Annotated in this window: 19 protein-coding genes; 17 read left to right on the forward strand and 2 right to left on the reverse strand. The window is 71.7% G+C overall.

The features are described from left to right. The first annotated feature begins 96 nt into the window (after positions 1-96). Entirely contained in the window at positions 97-1,200 is a 1,104-nt protein-coding gene (locus tag ABH928_RS07380) for a glycosyltransferase (RefSeq protein WP_370063361.1), read from the forward strand. A 173-nt stretch (positions 1,201-1,373) separates the two neighbouring features. Then, positions 1,374-2,327 carry a hypothetical protein gene (locus ABH928_RS07385; protein ID WP_370063363.1) on the forward strand — a complete coding sequence of 318 codons (954 nt, stop codon included), beginning with the start codon at positions 1,374-1,376 and terminating at the stop codon, positions 2,325-2,327. A gap of 54 nt (positions 2,328-2,381) precedes the next feature. Here ABH928_RS07385 and ABH928_RS07390 read toward each other — a convergent pair whose 3' ends face one another. Continuing rightward, on the reverse strand, positions 2,382-3,386 hold the full coding sequence (locus ABH928_RS07390) for an adenosine deaminase (RefSeq protein ID WP_370063365.1): 1,005 nt from the start codon (positions 3,384-3,386) through the stop codon (positions 2,382-2,384). Positions 3,387-3,502: 116 nt separating this feature from the next. Between ABH928_RS07390 and ABH928_RS07395 the strand changes: the two genes are divergently transcribed. Continuing rightward, positions 3,503-5,434, forward strand: coding sequence for a TIGR03960 family B12-binding radical SAM protein (locus ABH928_RS07395; protein ID WP_370063367.1), 1,932 nt, complete (start codon positions 3,503-3,505; stop codon positions 5,432-5,434). Between the two features lie 81 nt (positions 5,435-5,515). On the opposite strand, the gene ABH928_RS07400 is transcribed toward ABH928_RS07395, so the two are convergent. Then, on the reverse strand, positions 5,516-5,875 hold the full coding sequence (locus ABH928_RS07400) for a VOC family protein (protein ID WP_370063369.1): 360 nt from the start codon (positions 5,873-5,875) through the stop codon (positions 5,516-5,518). An 86-nt stretch (positions 5,876-5,961) separates the two neighbouring features. Between ABH928_RS07400 and ABH928_RS07405 the strand changes: the two genes are divergently transcribed. From ABH928_RS07405 to ABH928_RS07470, 14 genes are all read left to right on the forward strand, one after another. Then, a complete protein-coding gene (locus ABH928_RS07405; protein ID WP_370063371.1) occupies positions 5,962-6,510 on the forward strand; it encodes a CGNR zinc finger domain-containing protein in 549 nt (182 codons plus the stop codon). Beyond that, complete coding sequence (locus ABH928_RS07410; RefSeq protein WP_370063373.1) at positions 6,482-6,715, forward strand: type II toxin-antitoxin system VapB family antitoxin; 234 nt, start codon at positions 6,482-6,484, stop codon at positions 6,713-6,715. The genes ABH928_RS07405 and ABH928_RS07410 overlap by 29 nt, the downstream gene beginning before the upstream one ends. Further along, positions 6,691-7,116 (forward strand): PIN domain-containing protein, encoded by a 426-nt coding sequence (locus ABH928_RS07415; protein WP_370063375.1) that lies wholly within the window; start codon positions 6,691-6,693, stop codon positions 7,114-7,116. The genes ABH928_RS07410 and ABH928_RS07415 overlap by 25 nt, the downstream gene beginning before the upstream one ends. Positions 7,117-7,173: 57 nt before the next feature. Continuing rightward, positions 7,174-8,007, forward strand: coding sequence for a TIGR03936 family radical SAM-associated protein (locus tag ABH928_RS07420; RefSeq protein ID WP_370063800.1), 834 nt, complete (start codon positions 7,174-7,176; stop codon positions 8,005-8,007). A 207-nt stretch (positions 8,008-8,214) separates the two neighbouring features. Further along, on the forward strand, positions 8,215-11,871 hold the full coding sequence (locus ABH928_RS07425) for a ribonuclease E/G (protein ID WP_370063378.1): 3,657 nt from the start codon (positions 8,215-8,217) through the stop codon (positions 11,869-11,871). Positions 11,872-12,153: 282 nt separating this feature from the next. Then, positions 12,154-12,468 carry a 50S ribosomal protein L21 gene (gene rplU, locus ABH928_RS07430; protein WP_196195531.1) on the forward strand — a complete coding sequence of 105 codons (315 nt, stop codon included), beginning with the start codon at positions 12,154-12,156 and terminating at the stop codon, positions 12,466-12,468. Positions 12,469-12,483: 15 nt separating this feature from the next. Next, positions 12,484-12,738 (forward strand): 50S ribosomal protein L27, encoded by a 255-nt coding sequence (rpmA, locus tag ABH928_RS07435; RefSeq protein WP_370063380.1) that lies wholly within the window; start codon positions 12,484-12,486, stop codon positions 12,736-12,738. 188 nt (positions 12,739-12,926) lie between these two features. Beyond that, positions 12,927-14,402 carry a GTPase ObgE gene (gene obgE, locus ABH928_RS07440; RefSeq protein ID WP_370063382.1) on the forward strand — a complete coding sequence of 492 codons (1,476 nt, stop codon included), beginning with the start codon at positions 12,927-12,929 and terminating at the stop codon, positions 14,400-14,402. Between the two features lie 34 nt (positions 14,403-14,436). After that, complete coding sequence (locus tag ABH928_RS07445; RefSeq protein ID WP_370063384.1) at positions 14,437-15,219, forward strand: group II truncated hemoglobin; 783 nt, start codon at positions 14,437-14,439, stop codon at positions 15,217-15,219. Between the two features lie 129 nt (positions 15,220-15,348). Beyond that, entirely contained in the window at positions 15,349-16,467 is a 1,119-nt protein-coding gene (proB, locus tag ABH928_RS07450; protein ID WP_370063802.1) for a glutamate 5-kinase, read from the forward strand. A 72-nt stretch (positions 16,468-16,539) separates the two neighbouring features. Beyond that, the gene (locus ABH928_RS07455; RefSeq protein WP_370063386.1) at positions 16,540-17,094 is read left to right on the forward strand and encodes a hypothetical protein; all 555 of its coding nucleotides are present in this window, start codon (positions 16,540-16,542) and stop codon (positions 17,092-17,094) included. A 216-nt stretch (positions 17,095-17,310) separates the two neighbouring features. Beyond that, positions 17,311-18,630 (forward strand): glutamate-5-semialdehyde dehydrogenase, encoded by a 1,320-nt coding sequence (locus ABH928_RS07460; RefSeq protein ID WP_370063388.1) that lies wholly within the window; start codon positions 17,311-17,313, stop codon positions 18,628-18,630. A gap of 116 nt (positions 18,631-18,746) precedes the next feature. Continuing rightward, on the forward strand, positions 18,747-19,190 hold the full coding sequence (locus ABH928_RS07465) for a hypothetical protein (RefSeq protein ID WP_370063389.1): 444 nt from the start codon (positions 18,747-18,749) through the stop codon (positions 19,188-19,190). A gap of 144 nt (positions 19,191-19,334) precedes the next feature. Further along, on the forward strand, positions 19,335-20,828 hold the full coding sequence (locus ABH928_RS07470; RefSeq protein ID WP_370063390.1) for a hypothetical protein: 1,494 nt from the start codon (positions 19,335-19,337) through the stop codon (positions 20,826-20,828). Positions 20,829-20,844: the final 16 nt, after the last annotated feature.

Consider the following 20,844-nt stretch of genomic DNA (forward strand, 5'->3'; position numbering starts at 1 on the left):
ACGCGGCGCTCCTGCGTAGTGCAAGCGGGGGAACCGGGCCGGACACCCTGCCTCGCCTCGTCGTTCTGGCGGCGCGGGCGGCAGAGAATCGGTCGCGTGGCCCACGTATCGCTTTCGATGATCGTGAAGGACGAGGCGGAGTCGATCGGCGCCGTCCTCGCCGACGCCTCCGCCTTCTGCGACGAGCTGGTCGTTGCCGACACCGGCAGCACCGACGGCACCCCGGAGCTCGCCGCCGCAGCGGGCGCGGTCGTTCTGCACGTGCCCTGGACCGACGACTTCGCCGCCGCCCGCAACGCCAGCCTCGACGCCTGCACCGGCGACTGGGTCGTCTGGCTCGACGCCGACGACCGCGTCCCGCCCGCTGCGCAGCAGGCCTTCAGCCGCGTCCTGGCCGCTCTCGACGGAGACCGCGTCGACGCGCTGATCTCCCCGTACCACTGCGGCTTCGACGAGCAGACCGACGCGCCCACCTTCACCACGCTGCGCGAGCGGGTGCTGCGCCGCTCCGCCGGACTGCGCTGGGCGGGGGCGATCCACGAGGTGGTGGACATCACCGGGGTGCGGACCCGCGAGGAATCGCAGCTCGTCGTCGAGCACCGCCGCACCGCGGCGCAGGCCGCGCAGGACGAGGGCCGCAATCTGCGGATCCTGGAGAAGCTCTACGCCGAGGGCGACCGTTCGCCGCGCACGCTCTACTACCGCGCCAACGAGTTGCGCGACGCCGACCGCCACGAGGAGGCGGCCCACGCCTACGCGGAGGTGCTGGACGTGCCGCAGCCGGCCTGGGAGCGCTACTTCGCGCTGCTGTCGCGGGCGGAGTGCCTCCACGCGATCGGCAGGAGCGGGGAGGGCGCGGAGACGGCCGTCCAGGCGATCCTGCTCGACCCGACCCGTCCCGAGGCGTGGATGGTCGCCGGGATGATCCCCTACGAGCAGGGCGAGTGGGCGCGCGCGGTCCCGTTCTTCAGCGCCGCGAGCGTGGCGCAGGCCCGGCCGACCGAGGGCTTCGTCCGGGGCCGGGACCACGGTTGGGCGCCCTGGGATTTCCTCTCCGTTTGCCTGGGCAACTCCGGCCGCCACGAGGAGGCCCTCCAGGCAGGCGTCCGAGCGCTGCGTGGCAACCCGCAGGGGGACAGGGTCCGCGCCAACCTCGGCTGGTTCGTCAGCGAGCTGCCTGTCGCCGATTCAACCAACTGACGGCCCTTCGGCTGGTGCTTGTACGCTGACCGAGTTGTACGACGATCCGATAGTGGTAAGGACGCCTCGGGCGTGGGATCTGACGCCTCGACACAACGGAACCAATGACGTGTGAGGCAGAAGTGAATTCGGATCACAGAGGCTCTAGACCGGTACCGCGGACATTCGCCCGTGTGGCCATGAGCGTCGGCGGCGTCGCCGCCCTCACGGGTGCGCTGCTCACACCGCAGGTGACGGCGATGGCCGCGGACCTCGCCGCCACGCACACCTCGGCGGCATTGAGGAACCCGGTCCCGGCCCCCGCGCCGGTCAAGCCGGCGTCCCACGCGGCAACGCCGGTCACCCCGGACTGGGGCAAGCCGCCGAAGCCCCCCAAGTGCGACGACGACCACCACAAACACTGCAAGTGCCCGCCCGGCCCCCGCGGCCCCAAGGGCCCTCCGGGCGCCAAGGGCGCCAAGGGGGCGACGGGCGCTAAAGGTGCGACCGGCGCCACCGGTGCGACGGGTGCTCCGGGTACGGCGGGTGCCACGGGTGCCACGGGTGCGACGGGTGCTCCGGGTACGGCGGGTGCCACGGGTGCCACGGGTGCGACGGGTGCTCCGGGTACGGCGGGTGCCACGGGTGCGACGGGTGCTCCTGGTACGGCCGGTGCCACGGGCGCGACCGGTGCTCCTGGTACGGCCAGTGCCACGGGCGCGACCGGTGCTCCTGGTACGGCGGGTGCCACCGGCGCGACCGGAGCCACCGGTGCCGCGGGTCCCTGCTTGACCATCGACTCGGTGGTTCACGGCGACTACCTCTACACCGGCGTGGTCAAGGGCTCTCCCGGCCACGTCGACGTGGGCTCGGCGAAGGTCAACCCCATGCCCGCGGGCGCAACCACCTGGACCACCCTTCAGGCGCTGCCTACGGGTGCCTCGGCGTGTGGCGTGGCCGTGGCCGACCAGGGCCACACGATCCTCGTGGACGCGATCAGCACGACCGGCACGGTCTATGCGACCACCTGCGACTTCGCCACCGGGTCGACCGCGGTCTCCTGCACCCACGCCTGGACGACCATCACGACACAGCCGTCGACGGTCCGCCAGTCCGAACCGGAGAAGCGAGCCCGCCTCAACGACTGAGGACGCCCGCCCGCTCCGCGCCCGCCCGCTCCGCGCCTTGCGCGGGGCGGGCGCTCAGCCCCGCGCGGGGAACCGGTACGCGTCGACCTCGGCCAGCAGCGCCGCACGCCGCTCCTCGTCGTCCTCCAGGAACGACGCCTCGAACGAGTTCCGCGCCAGCAGCCGCAGCTGATCCCCCGTCAGTCCCAGCGCCGTCTCCACCCCGGCGAAGTTCTCGTCCACATAGCCGCCGAAGTAGGCGGGGTCGTCCGAGTTCACCGTCGCCACCAGCCCGGCCTCCAGCATCGCCGGGAGCGGGTGGTCCGCCAGTGTGTCCACACAGCGCAACCGGACGTTCGAGAACGGGCAGACCGTCAGCGGGATCCGCCGCGCCACCAGCTCCTTGACCAGCTCCGGATCCTCCATCGAGCGGATGCCGTGGTCGATCCGCTCCACGCCCAGCACGTCCAGCGCCTCGCGCACGTATTCCGGGCCGCCCTCCTCGCCCGCGTGGGCGACCAGGTGCAGACCGGCCTCCCGGGCCAGGGCGTAGACGTCGGCGAACTTCGCCGGCGGGTGGCCCACCTCCGCCGAGTCCAGCCCGACACCGGTGATCGCCCGGCCGAACCACGGACGGGCCGCCTCGAACGTGGCCAGCGCCGACTCCTGCGGCAGGTCCCGCAGGAAGCACATGATCAGCCGGGTGCTGATGCCGTGCCGCTCGCCGGCCCGCGACAGTGCCCGGTCCAGCCCGCGCACCACGTCGTCCAGCTCCACGCCACGCGCGGTGTGCGCCTGCGGGTCGAAGAAGATCTCCGCGTGCCGCACCCCGGCCGCCGCCGCCCGCGTCAGGTACGCCTCCGCCAGCTCGGTGAAGTCGTCCTCGGTCCGCAGCACGTCCATCAGCTGGTAGTAGAGGTCCAGGAAGGACTGCAGGTCGTCGAAGGCGTAGGCGGCGCGCAGCTGCTCCGGGGAGGAGTAGGGGAGGTCGACCCCGTTCCGGTGCGCCAGTGCGAAGGCGAGTTCGGGCTCCAGTGTGCCCTCGATGTGCAGGTGCAGTTCCGCCTTGGGTATGGGCACGAAGCGCTCTTTCTCACTGGTTCTCACTGGGCCGGACATTCGGGTCGAATCACCTACCTTAGGCCCTGCGGTAACCTTGAGGGTCACCCCGGTGCTCTCACGAAAGTCCTGCCTCTATGTCGTCTGTCGAGTCGGTCTTCCCGCGCCTGGAGGCCCTCCTCCCGCACGTCCAGAAGCCGATCCAGTACGTCGGTGGAGAACTCAACTCCACTGTCAAGGACTGGGACGCGTGCGACGTCCGCTGGGCGTTGATGTACCCCGACGCCTACGAGGTGGGCCTGCCCAACCAGGGCGTCATGATCCTCTACGAGGTGCTCAACGAGCGCGAGGGGGTCCTGGCCGAGCGCACCTACAGCGTCTGGCCGGACCTGGAGGCGCTGATGCGTGAGCACGGCGTGCCCCAGTTCACCGTCGACGCGCACCGCCCGGTCAAGGCCTTCGACGTCTTCGGCCTGAGCTTCTCCACCGAGCTCGGCTACACCAACATGCTCACCGCCCTCGACCTGGCCGGCATCCCGCTGCTGGCGGCGGACCGCACCGACGAGGACCCGATCGTCCTGGCCGGCGGCCACGCCGCGTTCAACCCGGAGCCGATCGCCGATTTCCTCGACGCGGCCGTGGTCGGTGACGGCGAGCAGGCCGTGCTCGACATGACCGAGATCATCCGCGCCTGGAAGGCCGAAGGCCGCCCCGGCGGCCGTGACGAGGTCCTGCTGCGCCTGGCCCGCACCGGCGGGTTCTACATCCCCAAGTTCTACGACGTCGAGTACCTGGCCGACGGCCGGATCGCCCGCGTCGTGCCGAACCAGTCGGGCGTGCCGTGGCGGGTGTCCAAGCACACCGTGATGGACCTCGACGAGTGGCCCTACCCGAAGCAGCCGCTGGTCCCGCTGGCGGAGACCGTCCACGAGCGGATGTCGGTCGAGATCTTCCGCGGCTGCACCCGCGGCTGCCGCTTCTGCCAGGCGGGCATGATCACCCGCCCGGTGCGCGAGCGCTCCATCACCGGCATCGGCGAGATGGTCGAGCGCGGCCTCAAGGCCACCGGCTTCGAGGAGGTCGGCCTGCTCTCGCTCTCCTCCGCCGACCACACCGAGATCGCCGACGTCGCCAAGGGCCTGGCCGACCGCTACGAGGCGGACAAGGTGGGCCTCTCGCTGCCGTCCACCCGCGTCGACGCGTTCAACATCGACCTGGCCAACGAGCTCTCCCGCAACGGCCGCCGCTCCGGTCTGACCTTCGCCCCCGAGGGCGGCAGTGAGCGGCTGCGCAAGGTGATCAACAAGATGGTGTCCGAGGAGGACCTCATCCGCACGGTCGCCACCGCGTACGGCAACGGCTGGCGCCAGGTGAAGCTCTACTTCATGGCCGGTCTGCCGACCGAGACCGACGAGGACGTGCTGCAGATCGCCGAGATGGCGAAGAACGTCATCGCCAAGGGCCGCGAGGTCACCGGCACCAACGACATCCGCTGCACCGTCTCCATCGGCGGCTTCGTGCCCAAGCCGCACACGCCGTTCCAGTGGGCTCCGCAGCTGGGCGTCGAGGAGACCGACGCGCGCCTGCTCAAGCTGCGCGACGCGATCCGCAACGACCGCAAGTACGGCCGCAACATCGGCTACCGCTACCACGACGGCAAGCCGGGCCTGATCGAGGGCCTCCTCTCCCGCGGCGACCGCCGCATCGGCGCGGTCATCCGCGCCGTCTACGAGGACGGCGGCCGCTTCGACGGCTGGCGCGAGTACTTCTCCTACGAGCGCTGGATGCGCTGCGCCGAGAAGGCCCTGGCCGACACCGGCGTCGACGTCGCCTGGTACACCACCCGCGAGCGCCAGTACGAGGAGGTCCTGCCCTGGGACCACCTGGACTCCGGCCTCGACAAGGACTGGCTCTGGGAGGACTGGCAGGACTCCCTGGAGGAGGTCGAGGTCGACGACTGTCGCTGGACCCCGTGCTTCGACTGCGGGGTCTGTCCTCAGCTCGACACCCAGATCCAGATCGGCCCGACGGGCAAGAAGCTGCTGCCGCTGACGGTCGTCAACAGCTAGCCGCTCAGCGTCGTACCACCGCACCACCGCAGAGCCGAACGAGGCCCGCCGATCAGGGATCGGCGGGCCTCGTCGCGTCCTTCAGCAGGCGCAGAGGCAGAACGGGTGGCCGACCGGGTCCGCGTACACACGCCAGGACTTGGTGCCGCCCCAGTCCTCCAGCAGCGTCGCGCCGAGGGCCAGTACCTGGGTGTGGGCGGCGTCGATGTCGGTGACGCCGATGTCGATGTGTGCTTGCTGGGGGACGTCCTGAGCGGGCCACGCGGGCGCGCGGAAGTCCTCCACCAGCTGGAACGCGAGTTTGGTGCCGTGGTCGCCGACGAGCTCCACCCATTCGTGGTCCTCGGCGTCGACCTTTCCGCCGACCAGTTCGGCGTAGAAGGCGGCCAGGGCGAGCGGTTCGGGACAGTCGAGGGCGAAGGCCCGCAGGGTGCCGATCATGTCGTGTCTCCGTTACCTGTTAATACCGTCTATGGGTAACTGCTGGCGTTGCTGGATGCTGCCGCACAATCGGTAACATCGCAAGCATGGGAGACGCCCCGGGGCCACTGCGGCTCGTGCAGGAGCTCGTCAACACGCTCGACGTGGAGACGGGCGAGGACGCGCTGGAGGCGTTCGTGGGGGAGGGCGTCGACGTCGAGCGGGTCCGTGACTTCCGTGAGCGACTGCGTGAAGCGGGGATGGCGCACGCGGGGCTGGATATACCAGCTGGCTCACTCGATATATTCATTTGGCAGCTCGCAGCTATCCCTCTGGTGCTGGCGCCTCGCCTGGACGGCAGCATGGAGTTCGTTCCTGCGCCCGGACTCCCGCCCACGGAACTGCTGTTCGCCCAGGTCGCCGCTGCGATCGCGGCCTCCGGCAAGGACTGGCTCCGGCTCAAGGCCTGTGCGGCGGAGGACTGCCGCTGGCTCTACTACGACCGTTCTCCGGCTGGGCGCGGCCGGTGGTGCAGCATGGCCGTATGTGGGAGTCGGGCGAAGATGCGCACCTATCGGGCCCGAGGAAATGTTTCTGCAGTGCCTCCGTTGGAATATGCTGAACAGCGTGGCGAAAACCCTGATCGACCTGGATGACGAGGCGCTGGCGTTCGCAGCGGAGGCGCTCGGCACCAGGACCAAGAAGGACACCGTCAATGCCGCGCTCCGCGAGGTGGGGGCGCGGGCCAGGCGTGAGCGGGCGCTGGAGCAGATGATTCGGCTCTACGAGGCCGGCGCGTTCGACGCGTCCATGCATGCCGGGGGAGGTGCCCGGACGTGCCCGGAGCAGGTGGCTTCCTGATCGATGCCTCCGCTGTGGGCCGGATGATGCGCCCGGATGTGATCGAGAGGTGGCGGGAGCAGATCGCCTCCGGCCGGATCGGCATCTGCGAGGTCACCACGCTGGAGGTGCTCCGCGGAGCACGCTCACGTGAGGAGTTCGCGTCGCTGCGCTCGGGTCTGGAATCCGTCTACAACCGGTGGCCCATGCCCGAGAAGGTGTTCCGGCAGGCCCTCGAAATCCAGGAACGGCTCCTGGACGCGGGCGCGTTGCGCACGGTCGGCACGACGGAACTGCTGCTCGTCGCCACGGCCGCTCAGCACGGCCTGACGCTGCTCCACTACGACGCGGAGTTGCACGCCCTGGGAAACGTCATCGATCTGCCCACGCGCTGGCTGGCCGAGCCCGGAACCATCGACTGACGCAGCCGCGTACCCTTGGAAACGCACAATGCCCCTACTCCCGAAGGACTGAGCGCACTGGCACGCCGCACGCCCGACGGTCCGCCGCCCGCACCTGCGGTCCAGCGGATCCGTCTCCGCTACACCAAGCGTGGTCGCCTCCGCTTCACCAGCCACCGCGACTTCCAGCGAGCCCTCGAGCGCGCCCTGCGTCGTTCCGCCGTCCCGATGGCGTACTCCGCCGGCTTCACGCCGCACCCCAAGATCAGCTTTATGAACGCCGCGCCCACCGGTGCCGCCAGCGAGGCCGAGTACGTGGAGCTGGCACTCAGCGAGCGGCGTGAGCCGGAGCTGCTGCGCAGCCAGTTGGACGAGTCGCTGCCGCCCGGCCTGGACGTCGTCGACGCGGTCGAGGCGCTCGGCAAGGACTTCATGGAGCGCCTTGAGGCCTCCTGCTGGCGGCTCGTCCTCGACGGCGTCGAGCCGGAGACGGCCCGCGCCGCCGTCGCCACATTCCTGGCGGCGGACGAGGTCACCGTGGAGCGGCAGACCAAGAACGGTCTGCGTACATTCGACGCGCGCGGCGCGGTGATCTCTCTCGACGTGGTGGATCCGCAGGTGGACGCGGGTGCACTCGCACTACCGGAAAGTACGACCGATATCCCCGCAGGCCGTGCCTGTGCGATACTGCGCCTGGTTGTTCGGCACGCCACACCCGCCGTCCGACCCGACGACGTCCTCACCGGTCTTCGTGTGACGGCCGACCTCGCGCTGCCGGTCCCCGCTGGGGTGACCAGGCTGGCGCAGGGGCCGCTCGACGAGGAGACCGGCGCGGTGACCGACCCGTTCGCGCCCGACCGCGACGCGGCACTGGCCCTCACACCCGAGGCGACCGAGCCGCAGCACGCGTAGCGGCGGCGGACCGGACGGCGACGCAGCGCCGTCGGCGCCCGACCAGGGTCCTGGGAGCCATCCGGGGCCCGGTCGACAAAAGCGCGACCCGAAGCTTCGGCGAGCTCGCGACCCCCGCGGGCACGCCATCAAAGACATACGCGAGCCCCCGTGCGGCGCCCGCCCATCCGGCGCGGTGCCCGGGGGCGTGACGGGAGAAACGCCCGCATGCCCGAGAACGACAACGAACACACCGAGAACAACGAGCCGAGCGAATCGCAGGGTGCGGCCCCCAAGGCCGCTCCGCGTCGTCGCCGCGCCGCCAGCCGTCCGGCGGGCCCGCCGGTCGCCGAGGCCGCTGAGACTGCGGTGAGCACGGAGAGCGCGGAGGCACCTGCCGCCGCTGCTGAGCCCGCCGAGGCTCCCGAGCCGCGCAAGCGCGCACGGCGCACCCGCAAGAAGGCCGAGGCCGAGCCGGTCGCCGAGACTCCGACTGCCGAGGCCCCAACCCCCGACACGCAGGCCGCCGAGGCCCCGGCCGCTGAGCCTGCAGTCGCAGGGGCCGCTGCCGCTGAGCCCGCCGAGGCTCCCGAGCCGCGCAAGCGCGCACGGCGCACCCGCAAGAAGGCCGAGGCCGAGCCGGTCGCCGAGACCCCGACGGCGGAGAACCCGGCCACTGAGGCTCCCGCCGCGCCGCAGGCCGACGACAGCCTGGCCCTGCTCGGCGAGCTGGACCAGGTCGAGCAGCAGGTCGAGTCCGGTGCGGTCACCGGTGTGCAGCTGGAGGCGCTCGTCGCCGACCTGGTGTCCCGCGCCGGAGCCACGCTGAAGGTCGAGGCGGGCAGCCAGCTGGAGCGGCGCATCGCCGCGCTCCAGCAGCGCGCCGCCGCCCAGCCCGCCCCCGCCGCTGCCGAGCAGCCCGCCGCAGCCGAGGAGCACGCCCCGCGTGCCCGTCGCCGCGCCGTGCGTCCGGCCACCGCGATCTTCCAGGCCCCGGTCTTCCAGCAGCCCGAGGCTGCCGCCCCGGGTGAGGCCGCTGCCGCCGGCGGTCGCCGTGCCGGTGCGCCTCCGGCCGCCTTCGCCGCGCCGGACGAGGAGGCCCCCGAGGCGCCCGCGCGCCGTACCCGCCGCCGCGCCGAGTCCCCGGTTGCCGCTCCCGTCGCCGACGCTGCGTCCACCGCGCCCGCTGCGTCCGCCGCCGAGTCCGGTCCGGGTGCTGCTGCCGAGGGCGAGGAGACCGCCGCCGCCACCGGCGGCCGTCGTCGCACGCGTCGCCCCGCGACCGCGCCCGCCGCGCCCGCTGCGCCGACCGAGCAGGCCGTCTTCGAGCAGGTCAGCACCCGCGCGCCGCTCACGCTCGCGGAGGAGGACGAGGAGGGCGCCGAGTCCGTCGGCCGTCGCCGTCGTCGCCGTCGTTCCACCGCGCCCGCCTACGTCGTCAGCGAGGACACCGAGCTGGGCGCCGAGGGCGAGGAGCTCGCCGAGTCGGACCGCGAGGCCGAGGACGAGGAGTCCGAGGACCACGAGGCCGACTCCGAGCAGCACGGCGAGGAGGGCCGCCCGTCCCGCCGTCGCCGCCGTGGCGGTCGCCGTCGTCGCCGTGGTGACGCCGAGGAGAACGAGCAGGCCGCCGACGAGGCGGAGGGCGAGGGCCAGGAGGACGAGGAGGGCGAGGACGAGGACGACCTCGGCGAGGCGCTGTCCTCCTCCAGCCGTCGCCGCCGCCGTCGTCGCCGCCGCAGCGGGGACGCGGGCCCCGAGGCCGAGTCCGGCGAGGGCGACCCGGAGCGCACCGTCGTCAAGGTCCGTGAGCCGCGCCGCCGTTCCGCCGAGGCGCCGTTCGACCCGGACGAGGTCCAGTCCATCAAGGGCTCGACCCGTCTGGAGGCCAAGAAGCAGCGCCGCCGCGAGGGCCGCGAGCAGGGCCGCCGCCGCGTCCCGATCATCACCGAGGCCGAGTTCCTGGCCCGCCGCGAGGCCGTCGAGCGCGTGATGGTGGTCCGTCAGTCCGGCGAGCGCACCCAGATCGGTGTGCTGGAGGACGGCGTCCTCGTCGAGCACTACGTCAACAAGGAGCAGGCCACCTCGTACGTCGGCAACGTGTACCTGGGCAAGGTGCAGAACGTACTGCCGTCGATGGAGGCCGCCTTCGTCGACATCGGCAAGGGCCGCAACGCGGTGCTCTACGCCGGTGAGGTCAACTTCTCCGGTCTGGGCCTGAAGAACGGCCCGCGCCGGATCGAGTCGGTGCTCAAGTCCGGGCAGTCCGTGCTGGTCCAGGTCTCCAAGGACCCGATCGGCCACAAGGGCGCCCGCCTGACGAGCCAGATCTCGCTGCCCGGCCGCTACCTGGTCTACGTGCCCGAGGGCTCGATGACCGGCATCAGCCGCAAGCTGCCCGACACGGAGCGCGCCCGGCTGAAGAGCATCCTCAAGAAGATCGTCCCGGACGACGCGGGCGTCATCGTGCGCACCGCCGCCGAGGGCGCATCCGAGGAGGAGCTGACCCGGGATGTCCAGCGACTGCAGCAGCAGTGGGAGGACATCCAGAAGAAGGCCACCAGCGGCAACGCCCCCGCGCTGCTCTACGGCGAGCCGGACATGACGGTCCGGGTCGTCCGCGACATCTTCAACGAGGACTTCTCCAAGGTCATCGTCCAGGGCGAGAACGCCTGGTCCACCGTCCACGAGTACGTCTCGTCCGTGGCACCGGACCTGACGCCGCGTCTGACGAAGTGGACCTCCGAGGTCGACGTCTTCGCGACCTACCGGATCGACGAGCAGCTGATGAAGGCGCTGGACCGCAAGGTCTGGCTGCCGAGCGGCGGTTCGCTGGTGATCGACAAGACCGAGGCGATGGTGGTCGTCGACGTCAACACCGGCAAGTTCACCGGCCAGGGCGGCAACCTCGAGGAGACCGTCACCCGCAACAACATCGAGGCGGCCGAGGAGATCGTCCGTCAGCTGCGGCTGCGGGACCTGGGCGGCATCATCGTCATCGACTTCATCGACATGGTGCTGGAGTCCAACCGCGACCTGGTGCTGCGCCGTCTGCTGGAGTGCCTGGGCCGGGACCGGACCAAGCACCAGGTGGCCGAGGTGACCTCGCTGGGCCTGGTCCAGATGACCCGCAAGCGGGTCGGCCAGGGGCTGTTGGAGTCGTTCTCCGAGAACTGCGTCCACTGCAACGGCCGCGGTGTGATCGTGCACATGGAGCAGGCCGTGCCCGCGCCCAAGGGCTTCGCGGGCCCGAAGCCGGGTGTCGGCGGCGGCAAGTCCGAGACCGCTCCGGCCGAGGAGGGCGGCGGCTCCAAGCGCCGTCGTCGCGGTCGCGGCGGCGACGAGACCCCGGCGGAGACGCACGAGGCGCACGAGCACGCTGACCACGAGCACGAGGAGATCGAGCTGGTCTCCCGCGAGCCCGAGGTGGAGGCCGTCGTCGAGGTCGCGACCGAGGCTGCCGCACCGGTTGCCGCCGAGGCCGCGCAGGTGGTCGACGCCGCCGCGCAGGCCGAGGCCGAGGCGATGGTCGAGGGCATGATCGAGGCCTCCGCCCCGCGTGGCCGCACCCGTCGTCGCGCGGTGCGCAAGGCGACTTCGACGGTCGGCGCCGAGCCCGCCGTCGTGGTCATCACAGGCGAGCCGGCCGCCGCGCCCGCGCCCGTCGCGGAGCCGGAGCAGGCCGCCCCGACCGAGCCCGCCGAGGCGGAGGTCGAGGCCGAGGCTGCTCCGCCCGCGCGGAAGCGTGCGCCGCGCAAGACCGCTGCCAAGAAGGTCGCCGCGAAGAAGACGGCGACCAAGACGACCGCCAAGAAGACGACGGCCAAGCGCACGTCGAAGAAGGCCGCCGCGGGCGAGCCCGCCACCGAGCAGGCCGCGGAGTAGCGAGCGTGACGCCCGGGGCCGGTCCGTGTCGAGCGATCGAGACGGACCGGCCCCGAGCTGCGCAGACGTCCGGGTTCCGGCTCGGATGAGCCCCCATGGGCTGGTTTGACCCCGGGTCCGGGCTTCCGTAGTCTTGACCCTCGGCGTGCTTGCAATCAGCGAGTCGCGCCCGCTTCTGAGCACACACACCTCCTGGGCCTTCTCGCCCGGGGGAGGCCCCCGGGCGTTTGGTACCGGTGCGGCTGGCGTCAGAGGTTCCGACCGAATCGAGAAGGGTTCAACGTGTACGCGATCGTGCGTAGCGGCGGACGGCAGCACAAGGTTGCCGTCGGCGATGTTTTTGAGGCTGACAAGGTCGACGCCAAGGTCGGCGAGACCGTTGAGCTCTCGACGATCCTGGTCGTCGACGGCGAGGCCGTCACCAGCGACCCGTGGGTCCTGGCGGGTGTGAAGGTCCGCGCCGAGGTGGTCGACCACCACAAGGGCGAGAAGATCCGCATCCAGAAGTACAAGAACAAGACCGGCTACAAGAAGCGCATGGGCCACCGTCAGCGCCACACCGCGCTTCGCGTGACCAGCATCGACTCGGCGAAGTAAGGGGCGAGGGGAACCATGGCTCACAAGAAGGGCGCAAGCTCTACCCGTAACGGTCGTGACTCGAACGCCCAGCGCCTGGGCGTGAAGCGTTACGGCGGCCAGGTCGTCAGCGCCGGCGAGATCCTCGTCCGCCAGCGTGGCACCCACTTCCACCCGGGTGCGGGCGTCGGCCGTGGCGGCGACGACACGCTGTTCGCGCTGCAGGCCGGTGCCGTCGAGTTCGGCACCCGTCGCGGCCGCAAGGTCGTCAACATCGTCCCGGTCGCCTGAGCAGTTCGGCCGACACGTAGGACGTACGACACGTAGGACGTAGCAGTACCTCACTGAGGGTGGATCGGAACATTCCGGTCCACCCTTGGTGTTTGAGAAGACCTGAGCATTTCAGCATTCCCGACGGCTCCGACGGTTACGTCGTGGTACGTCGACTTCCCTTCCGCCGACCGAGAGGCGCCCGCATCATGACCACCTTCGTTGACCGCGTCGAGCTGCATGTCGCCGCGGGTAACGGGGGCCACGGCTGCGCCTCCGTTCACCGCGAGAAGTTCAAGCCGCTGGGAGGCCCGGACGGCGGCAACGGCGGACGCGGCGGCAACGTGACCCTGGTGGTCGACCCGCAGGTCACCACGCTGCTCGACTACCACCACACCCCGCACCGCAAGGCCGGCAACGGCAAGCCGGGCGCGGGCGGCAACCGCACTGGCGCGGAGGGCCAGGACCTGGTGCTCCCCGTCCCGGACGGCACCGTCGTCATGGACAAGAAGGGCAACGTGCTGGCCGACCTGATCGGTCACGGCACCACCTACGTCGCCGCCGCGGGCGGCATCGGCGGCCTCGGCAACGCCGCGCTGGCCTCGGCGCGCCGCAAGGCGCCCGGCTTCGCGCTGCTGGGTGAGCCCGGCGACAGCGCGGACATCCTCCTGGAGCTCAAGTCCGTCGCCGACGTGGCGCTGGTCGGCTACCCGAGCGCCGGCAAGTCCTCGCTGATCTCGGTGCTCTCCGCCGCCAAGCCGAAGATCGCGGACTACCCGTTCACCACGCTGATCCCGAACCTGGGCGTGGTCACGGCCGGTTCCACCGTCTACACCATCGCCGACGTGCCGGGCCTGATCCCGGGCGCCAGCCAGGGCAAGGGCCTGGGCCTGGAGTTCCTGCGCCATGTCGAGCGCTGCTCGGTGCTGGTCCACGTGCTCGACACCGCCACGCTGGAGTCCGACCGCGACCCGGTCACCGACCTGGACGTCATCGAGGACGAGCTCAAGCAGTACGGCGGTCTGGAGGACCGGCCGCGCATCGTCGTGCTCAACAAGGTCGACATCCCCGACGGCCAGGACCTGGCCGACCTGGTCCGGCCGACCCTGGAGGAGCGCGGCTACCAGGTCTTCGAGGTCTCCGCGGTCGCCCACAAGGGCCTGCGCGAGCTGAGCTTCGCCCTGGCCGGGATCGTCGCCGAGGCGCGCGCCGCGCAGCCGGTCGAGGAGTCCACCCGGATCGTCATCCGCCCGAAGGCCGTGGACGACGCGGGCTTCTCGGTCGTCTACGACGAGACCGAGGACCTCTACCGGGTCACCGGCGCCAAGCCGGAGCGCTGGGTCAAGCAGACCGACTTCAACAACGACGAGGCCGTCGGTTACCTGGCCGACCGCCTCAACCGCCTCGGGGTCGAGGAGGAGCTCACCAAGCGCGGCGCCCGCGAGGGCGACACCGTCGTCATCGGCGCCACCGAGAACGCCGTCGTCTTCGACTGGGAGCCGTCCATGGCCTCCGGCGCGGAGATGCTGGGCCGCCGCGGCGAGGACCACCGCTTCGAGGCGCCGCGCCCGGCCGTCGACCGCCGCCGCGAGCGCGAGGCGAAGCGCGCGGACGCCGCGTCCGAGGAGTTCGCGCAGTTCGACCCGCTGAGCCGCAACGCGATCGAGTCGGACGACGAGTACTGAGAACCACCGGCGGGGACGTGCCTACAGTGGCGATATGGCCACAGTCGAGTACATCCGTTACCGCATCGGTCACGACCGCCGGGACGCGTTCGAAGCCGCGTACCGGCGGGCGGCCGTTCCCCTCGCCGCCTCCGAGTACTGCGTCGACTACGAGTTGACGGAGTGTGAGGAGGAGGCGGGGGTCTACGTGCTGCGGATCCGGTGGACCTCCACCAAGGCGCACCTGGAGGGCTTCCGGGCCTCGCCGGAGTTCACGGAGTTCTTCGCGGCGATCCAGCCGTACGTCCAGGACATCGAGGAGATGCGCCACTACCGCGCCACCGGCGTGGTCGGCGAGGGCGCGGCGGCCGGGCGTACCGACCCGACGCTCTACGAGTACCTCGGCGGGGCGCCCGCGCTGGCGCGGCTGACCGAGGTCTTCTACGCCAAGGTGCTGGCCGACGAGCTGCTCGCGCCCGTCTTCGCGGGCATGGACCCGGAGCACCCGCAGCACGTCGCGCTCTTCCTCGGCGAGGTCCTGGGCGGCCCGCCCGCCTACAGCGCCGAGCGCGGCGGCCACCCGCACATGATCTCCCGTCACCTCGGCCGGGCGCTGACCGAGCCGATGCGCCGCCGCTGGCTCTGGCTGCTGGAGGACGCCGCCGACGAGGTCGGCCTGCCGACCGACCCGGAGTTCCGGGCCGCGTTCCGGGGCTACCTCGAATGGGGGACGCGGATGGCCCTGCTCTTCTCCGCACCGGGTGCGCAGCGCGTCGTGCACACCCCGATGCCCGCGTGGGGCTGGGGATTGACCCCGCCGTACCGTCCCGAGGGCTGAAACCCGAGTGAGCCACGGGGTCCGGTTCGCGTAGATTGCTGACCAGCGGTGGGGGCTCTCCGCCGCTGACAGCAGCGGACGCACGGCTACGGGAGCGACGGCGTGACAGGCACCACCCTCCGGGAAGACGTGCTGCAGGCGCGGCGCATCGTGGTGAAGGTGGGCTCCTCCTCGCTCACCACCGCGTCCGGCGGCCTCGACGCGGACCGGGTCGACGCGCTCGTCGACGTCCTGGCCAAGGCCCACGAGCGCAGCACGGACGCCGGACCGGTGGAGATCGTGCTGGTCTCCTCCGGCGCGATCGCGGCCGGACTCTCCCCGCTCGGCCTGGAGAAGCGCCCCTCCGACCTGGCCCGGCAGCAGGCCGCAGCCAGCGTCGGGCAGGGCCTGCTGGTGGCCCGCTACACGGCCTCCTTCGCCCGCTACGGACTGCGCGTCGGCCAGGTGCTGCTGACCGCCGACGACGCGTCCCGGCGGGCCCACTACCGCAACGCGTACCGGACGCTGGAGCAGCTGCTGGCCATGGGCGCGGTCCCGATCGTCAACGAGAACGACACCGTCGCCACCGCGGAGATCCGCTTCGGCGACAACGACCGGTTGGCCGCGCTCGTCGCCCACCTGGTCCGTGCCGACCTGCTGGTGCTGCTCTCCGACGTGGACGGCCTCTACGACGGCGACCCGAGCAAGCCCGGGACCAGCAGGATCACCGAGGTGCGCGGCCCGCAGGACCTCGACGGCGTCGAGATCGGCAGTGCGGGCAAGGCCGGGGTCGGCACCGGCGGCATGGTCACCAAGGTCGAGGCCGCGCGGATCGCCACCGGCGCGGGCATCCCCGTCATCCTCACCGCCGCCCGCCACGCGGCAGACGCGCTCGCGGGCCGGGACACGGGAACGCTCTTCCACCGTACGGGCAGGCGTGCGGCCGACCGGCTGCTCTGGCTGGAGCACGCCAGTTCGCCCCGGGGCGCGGTCACCCTCGACGCGGGGGCCGTCGCAGCCGTCGTGGAACGGCGAACATCGCTGCTCCCCGCTGGTGTGACCGGAGTTGAGGGAGATTTCGCTGCTGGCGATCCGGTGGACCTTCTTGACGAAAACGGCCACATCGTCGCGCGTGGGCTGGTCAACTTTGATGCAAGGGAGCTTCCCCGGCTCCTCGGCCGGTCGACGCGGGACCTGGCACGCGAGCTCGGTCCCGCCTACGAGCGGGAGGTCGTGCACCGCGACGACCTCGTCGTCCTGACCGGCTGAGGTGCCTACGGTGGCTGCCCGGGGTAAAGGGGCTCAGACCGCGGGGACGAATCGCCGACAGGGAGGCCGCCGGTGGGACGCAGGCGCCAGGGAGCGCGACCCGTGGGCAGTGGGGGAAGCGGAGGCAGCGGAAGCGGTGAGGGCCGCGCGCGGGCGGTGCTGACCAGCATCCCCGGCGGCGCGGGCGCGCCCGACGCCGACGCGCGTGACGATCACGACCGCGCGGAGGCGCCGGAGCATGCGGGCCGGGTCCAGCCCGGTTCCAGCGCGGCGGAGATCGGGCAGCGTGCCCGGATATGGCACGTGGTCCTCAACGTCGCCGGCCGGGTCACCCCGTTGCCCCAGCTGAAGCAGGGCCTGGAACAACTGGCCCACGAACACCCGCCCTTCCTCACGGCCCGCTACGCCGCGGACCACGCGGAGATCCGCTACTGGGAACAGGCCGACGACCTCCAGGACGCGGCGGCGCTGGCGCTCAGGCTCTGGGGCGAGCACCGGGTCAGCGCGCAGTTGCCTCCGTGGGAGGTCGTGGGCCTGGAGGTGGTGGACCGCCCGACGTACCACAAGCGCATCGCCGAGGGGTACGGGGAGCCTCCGGCGTTCCTCGGGGGAGTGCATCCCTACTGAGGGTGAGTTGCAAACGTCAGGGGCGCGGGGAACTGCGCGACAAGCCACCCACCCGGGTGGTGCGCCGAACGAGCAGGGCCATCCGCACCGGGTGGTTACCCGCGCCGCTCCCCGTGCCCCTCAGGTGAGTGCGACTTCCCCGTCGTCCGAAACCACCTGATCTCACCCACTGAAAGTGCCAACAGCCACCCCCGCTGGAGGCCTTACGCTGTGCGTATGAGCAGCCACTCCGTCGAGTTCCCCTCGCCCGACCTGCCCTCGCCGCTGCCGAAGTCGCCGGTGCTGCAGGCCGCCTACCGGGCGCGTGCCGCCGCCGCGACCCTCGCTCCGCTGCCGCGGACGCCGAAGGACGACGCGCTGCTCGCCGTCGCGGACGCGCTGCAGGTGCGCACGCGGGAGATCGTCGAGGCGAACGCCGAGGACGTGGAGCGGGCGCGGGCCGCGGGGACGGACGAGGCCGTGGTGGACCGGCTGACGCTGACCCGGGAGCGGGTCGCCGCCATCGCCGAGGACGTGCGGCGGGTGGCCGGGCTGCCTGACCCGGTCGGCGAGGTGGTGCGCGGGTACACCCTCCCCAACGGGCTGGACGTCCGCCAGGTGCGGGTGCCGCTCGGGGTGGTCGGGATCATCTACGAGGCGCGTCCCAACGTCACCGTCGACGCCGCCGCACTCTGCCTGAAGTCCGGCAACGCCGTCCTGCTCCGCGGCTCGTCCTCCGCGATCGCGTCGAACCGGAAGCTGGTCGAGGTGATCCGCGACGCCGTCGGCGGCGCGGGGCTGCCCGCGGACGCGGTCCAGCTGGTGCCGGGGGAGAGCCGCGACTCCGTGCAGGAGCTGATGCGGGCGCGCGGCATGGTCGACGTGCTGATCCCGCGCGGCGGCGCCTCGCTGATCCGCACCGTCGTGGAGCAGTCCACCGTGCCGGTGATCGAGACCGGTACCGGCAACTGCCACGTCTACGTCGACGCCGAGGCCGACCTGGCCATGGCCGTGGAGATCCTGATCAACTCCAAGGCGCACCGGGTCAGCGTCTGCAACTCGGCCGAGACCTTCCTGGTCCACAAGGACATCGCCGACGCGTTCCTGCCGCTCGCGCTGACCGCGCTCGCCGAGGCGGGCGTCACCGTCCACGCCGACGCGCGGGTGCAGGCGGCGGCGGAGCGCGAGGGCAGCAAGGCCGTCGTGGTCCCGGCCACGCCGGAGGACTGGGAGACCGAGTACCTCTCCTACGACATCGCCGCCGGCGTCGTCGACTCCCTGGAGGACGCGGTCGCGCATATCCGGCTCTGGTCCTCCGGTCACACCGAGGCGATCGTGACGACCTCTCAGGCCGCCGCGCGCCGCTTCACCCAGCTGGTCGACTCGACCACGGTCGCGGTCAACGCCTCGACCCGGTTCACCGACGGCGGCCAGTTCGGCTTCGGCGCGGAGATCGGCATCTCGACGCAGAAGCTGCACGCCCGTGGCCCCATGGGGCTGCCGGAGCTGACGTCCACCAAGTACATCGTCACCGGCGACGGCCACATCCGCCGCTGACCTGGCACAGGCAGCGCGGCGGCAGGCCGCCCAAGGGCCGCCGAGGGGCCGACGCAGCACCACGAAGCGCCTCGCAACCCGCAGACAAAGCGGGCGCGCTGCCCTAGGCTGATGCTGTGTCCGACGGTCCCGACCGCGACGCCGATCCGTTCGACGGCGCAGGCGACGACGACCACGGCCTGGTGAACGGGGAGTTCACCGCCGTGGTGTTCGACGAGGCCTTCGTCCGCGCGGCGCTGGTGCACGAGCCGTCGGCGACCGAGCGCACCCTGGCGACCGGCACCCGCACACCGATCGAGTACGCCGACGTGGACGAGGAAGACGACCCGGACGGCCTGCCGCTCGAACTCAAGCCGCTGCCCTACGCCGACCGTCACTCCGCTCGCTGGCAGCGGGTGGTGGCCCGGGTGATGCTGGTCGTCATAGGGATCGTGGCCGTGCTGGGCGCGGCCGCCGCGGTCTACCGGGCCTCGGGCGGATCGGCCCCCGGCACCAATCGGGGACCGGGGCCCTCGGCGCCGTCTTCGTCCAGCTCACCTGCTGCGTTGGCGCACAGCTGAGCACATCCGAGCGCACCGGCCACGGCCCGTTTGTGGCGAATGTCTCATTTGTCCGTCAGCTGACGAACAATCAAGGTCAGTTCCCACCGAGAACTTGCCGGGCCGGGCATCTCCCACTTACCGGAAGCGACTTACTCTAGGTTCATGGGCGGCCCGACAGAGCCCCCCGAGGGCGGGCCGGAGGGCAACGCCGGGGGCGAGGACGAGTTCCGATCCGTCGTGTTCGACGAATCGTTCATCCGTGCTGCCCGGATCCAGGAGCTCTCCGCCAGCGAGCGGCTCTCCAGCGGGCAGCGGGCGGTTCGCCGCCGCAGCGGCCGGGGCGGCGGCAGCGGCGAGAGGTCGACCCACCACGGCCACGGTGGCGGCGGCCTGCCGCGCCAGGCGCTCGCGCTGATGCTCCTGATCGGCTTCGCCTTCGCCACGGCCGTCTACATGGGCGTGCGTCATCCGTACCCGACGCCGGTCTCCGGCGTGGCCGCCAACCTGAGCGTCCAGATCATCCCGCTGCAGCCGGGCCCGAACGGCATCCCCACCGGCCGGGCGACCCTCCCCCCTGGCACGGCCACGACCGGTAGTAAGCCGACGACCAGCAGCAAGCCCACCGGTGGCAGCAAGACTGGCAGCCCGAGCGGCTCGTCGTCCGCGTCCGGCTCCGCCTCCGCCTCCGCCTCCGCCTCCGCCTCCGCCTCCGCCTCCGCCTCCGCCTCCGCCTCCGCCTCCGCCTCCGCCTCCGCCTCCGCCTCGCCGTCCGGCGGGGACACCACCGGGCCCTTCGCCGGGCTGCCGGGTCAGGAGTTCCTGGCGGTGGGGGACCAGGGCTTCAACCTGCCCAACACCCGGCACACGGACCACTTCACCCACGACCAGGTGCTGGCCGCGCTCACCACCGTCCAGGACTACCTGAAGGCCTCCTCGCTCGACCCCGAGGTGCTGTCCGGCCAGGACACCGACGCGGTCCGGCTCTGGATCTCCCCGGGTCAGTACCCGCAGTTCGACCAGAGCGTCAGCCGTCCCACAGACGACCAGCGCCACGAGGCCACCGGCTGGATGGTCCGCTTCGACCCGACGACGACGCAGCTGGCCACCGACGAGGTGCTGGTCGGCCCCGGCAAGATCACCTACAGCGAGCTCGACGCCCAGACGCTCCAGGTGACCAGCGACTACACGTTCCTCTACGCGCTGACCCCGAAGCAGAGCGCCTCCGCCTCGCCGTCCGCCTCGCCTTCCGTCACGCCGTCGCCGTCGTCCACCGCAGCCGCGTCGTCGACCCCGGGCGCGTCCGGTTCGGCGGGGGCTTCGGCGGCGGGCGGTGCCAAGGCCGCCGAGCCGCAGGTCCAGCCGGTGGTCTACTTCGCGGTGCGCCGCTCGCTGACGTACTGGCTGACGCCGGACGACATCATGAGCCGCCGGGTCCAGCTGGTCGACTCCGTCGTCCAGGCCGGTGCGACCAGCTGCCAGGTCGACCAGAGCGCCTATCTGGAGCCGCTCTTCCCGCAGCAGCACGCGAGCGGCTCGGCCGCCAAGGCGTCGCCCACCGCGCGCCCCAGCGCCAGCGCCAGCCCGACCGGGATCGACCCGTTCGACCACCAGTCCAACGCCTGGACCGTCTGCGGCACCCTCCAGGGCAACCTCTGACACGAACGAGGCCCTC

Origin of the sequence: Streptacidiphilus sp. MAP5-3 (genome assembly GCF_041262505.1) — a bacterium.
Classification (GTDB): domain Bacteria; phylum Actinomycetota; class Actinomycetes; order Streptomycetales; family Streptomycetaceae; genus Streptacidiphilus.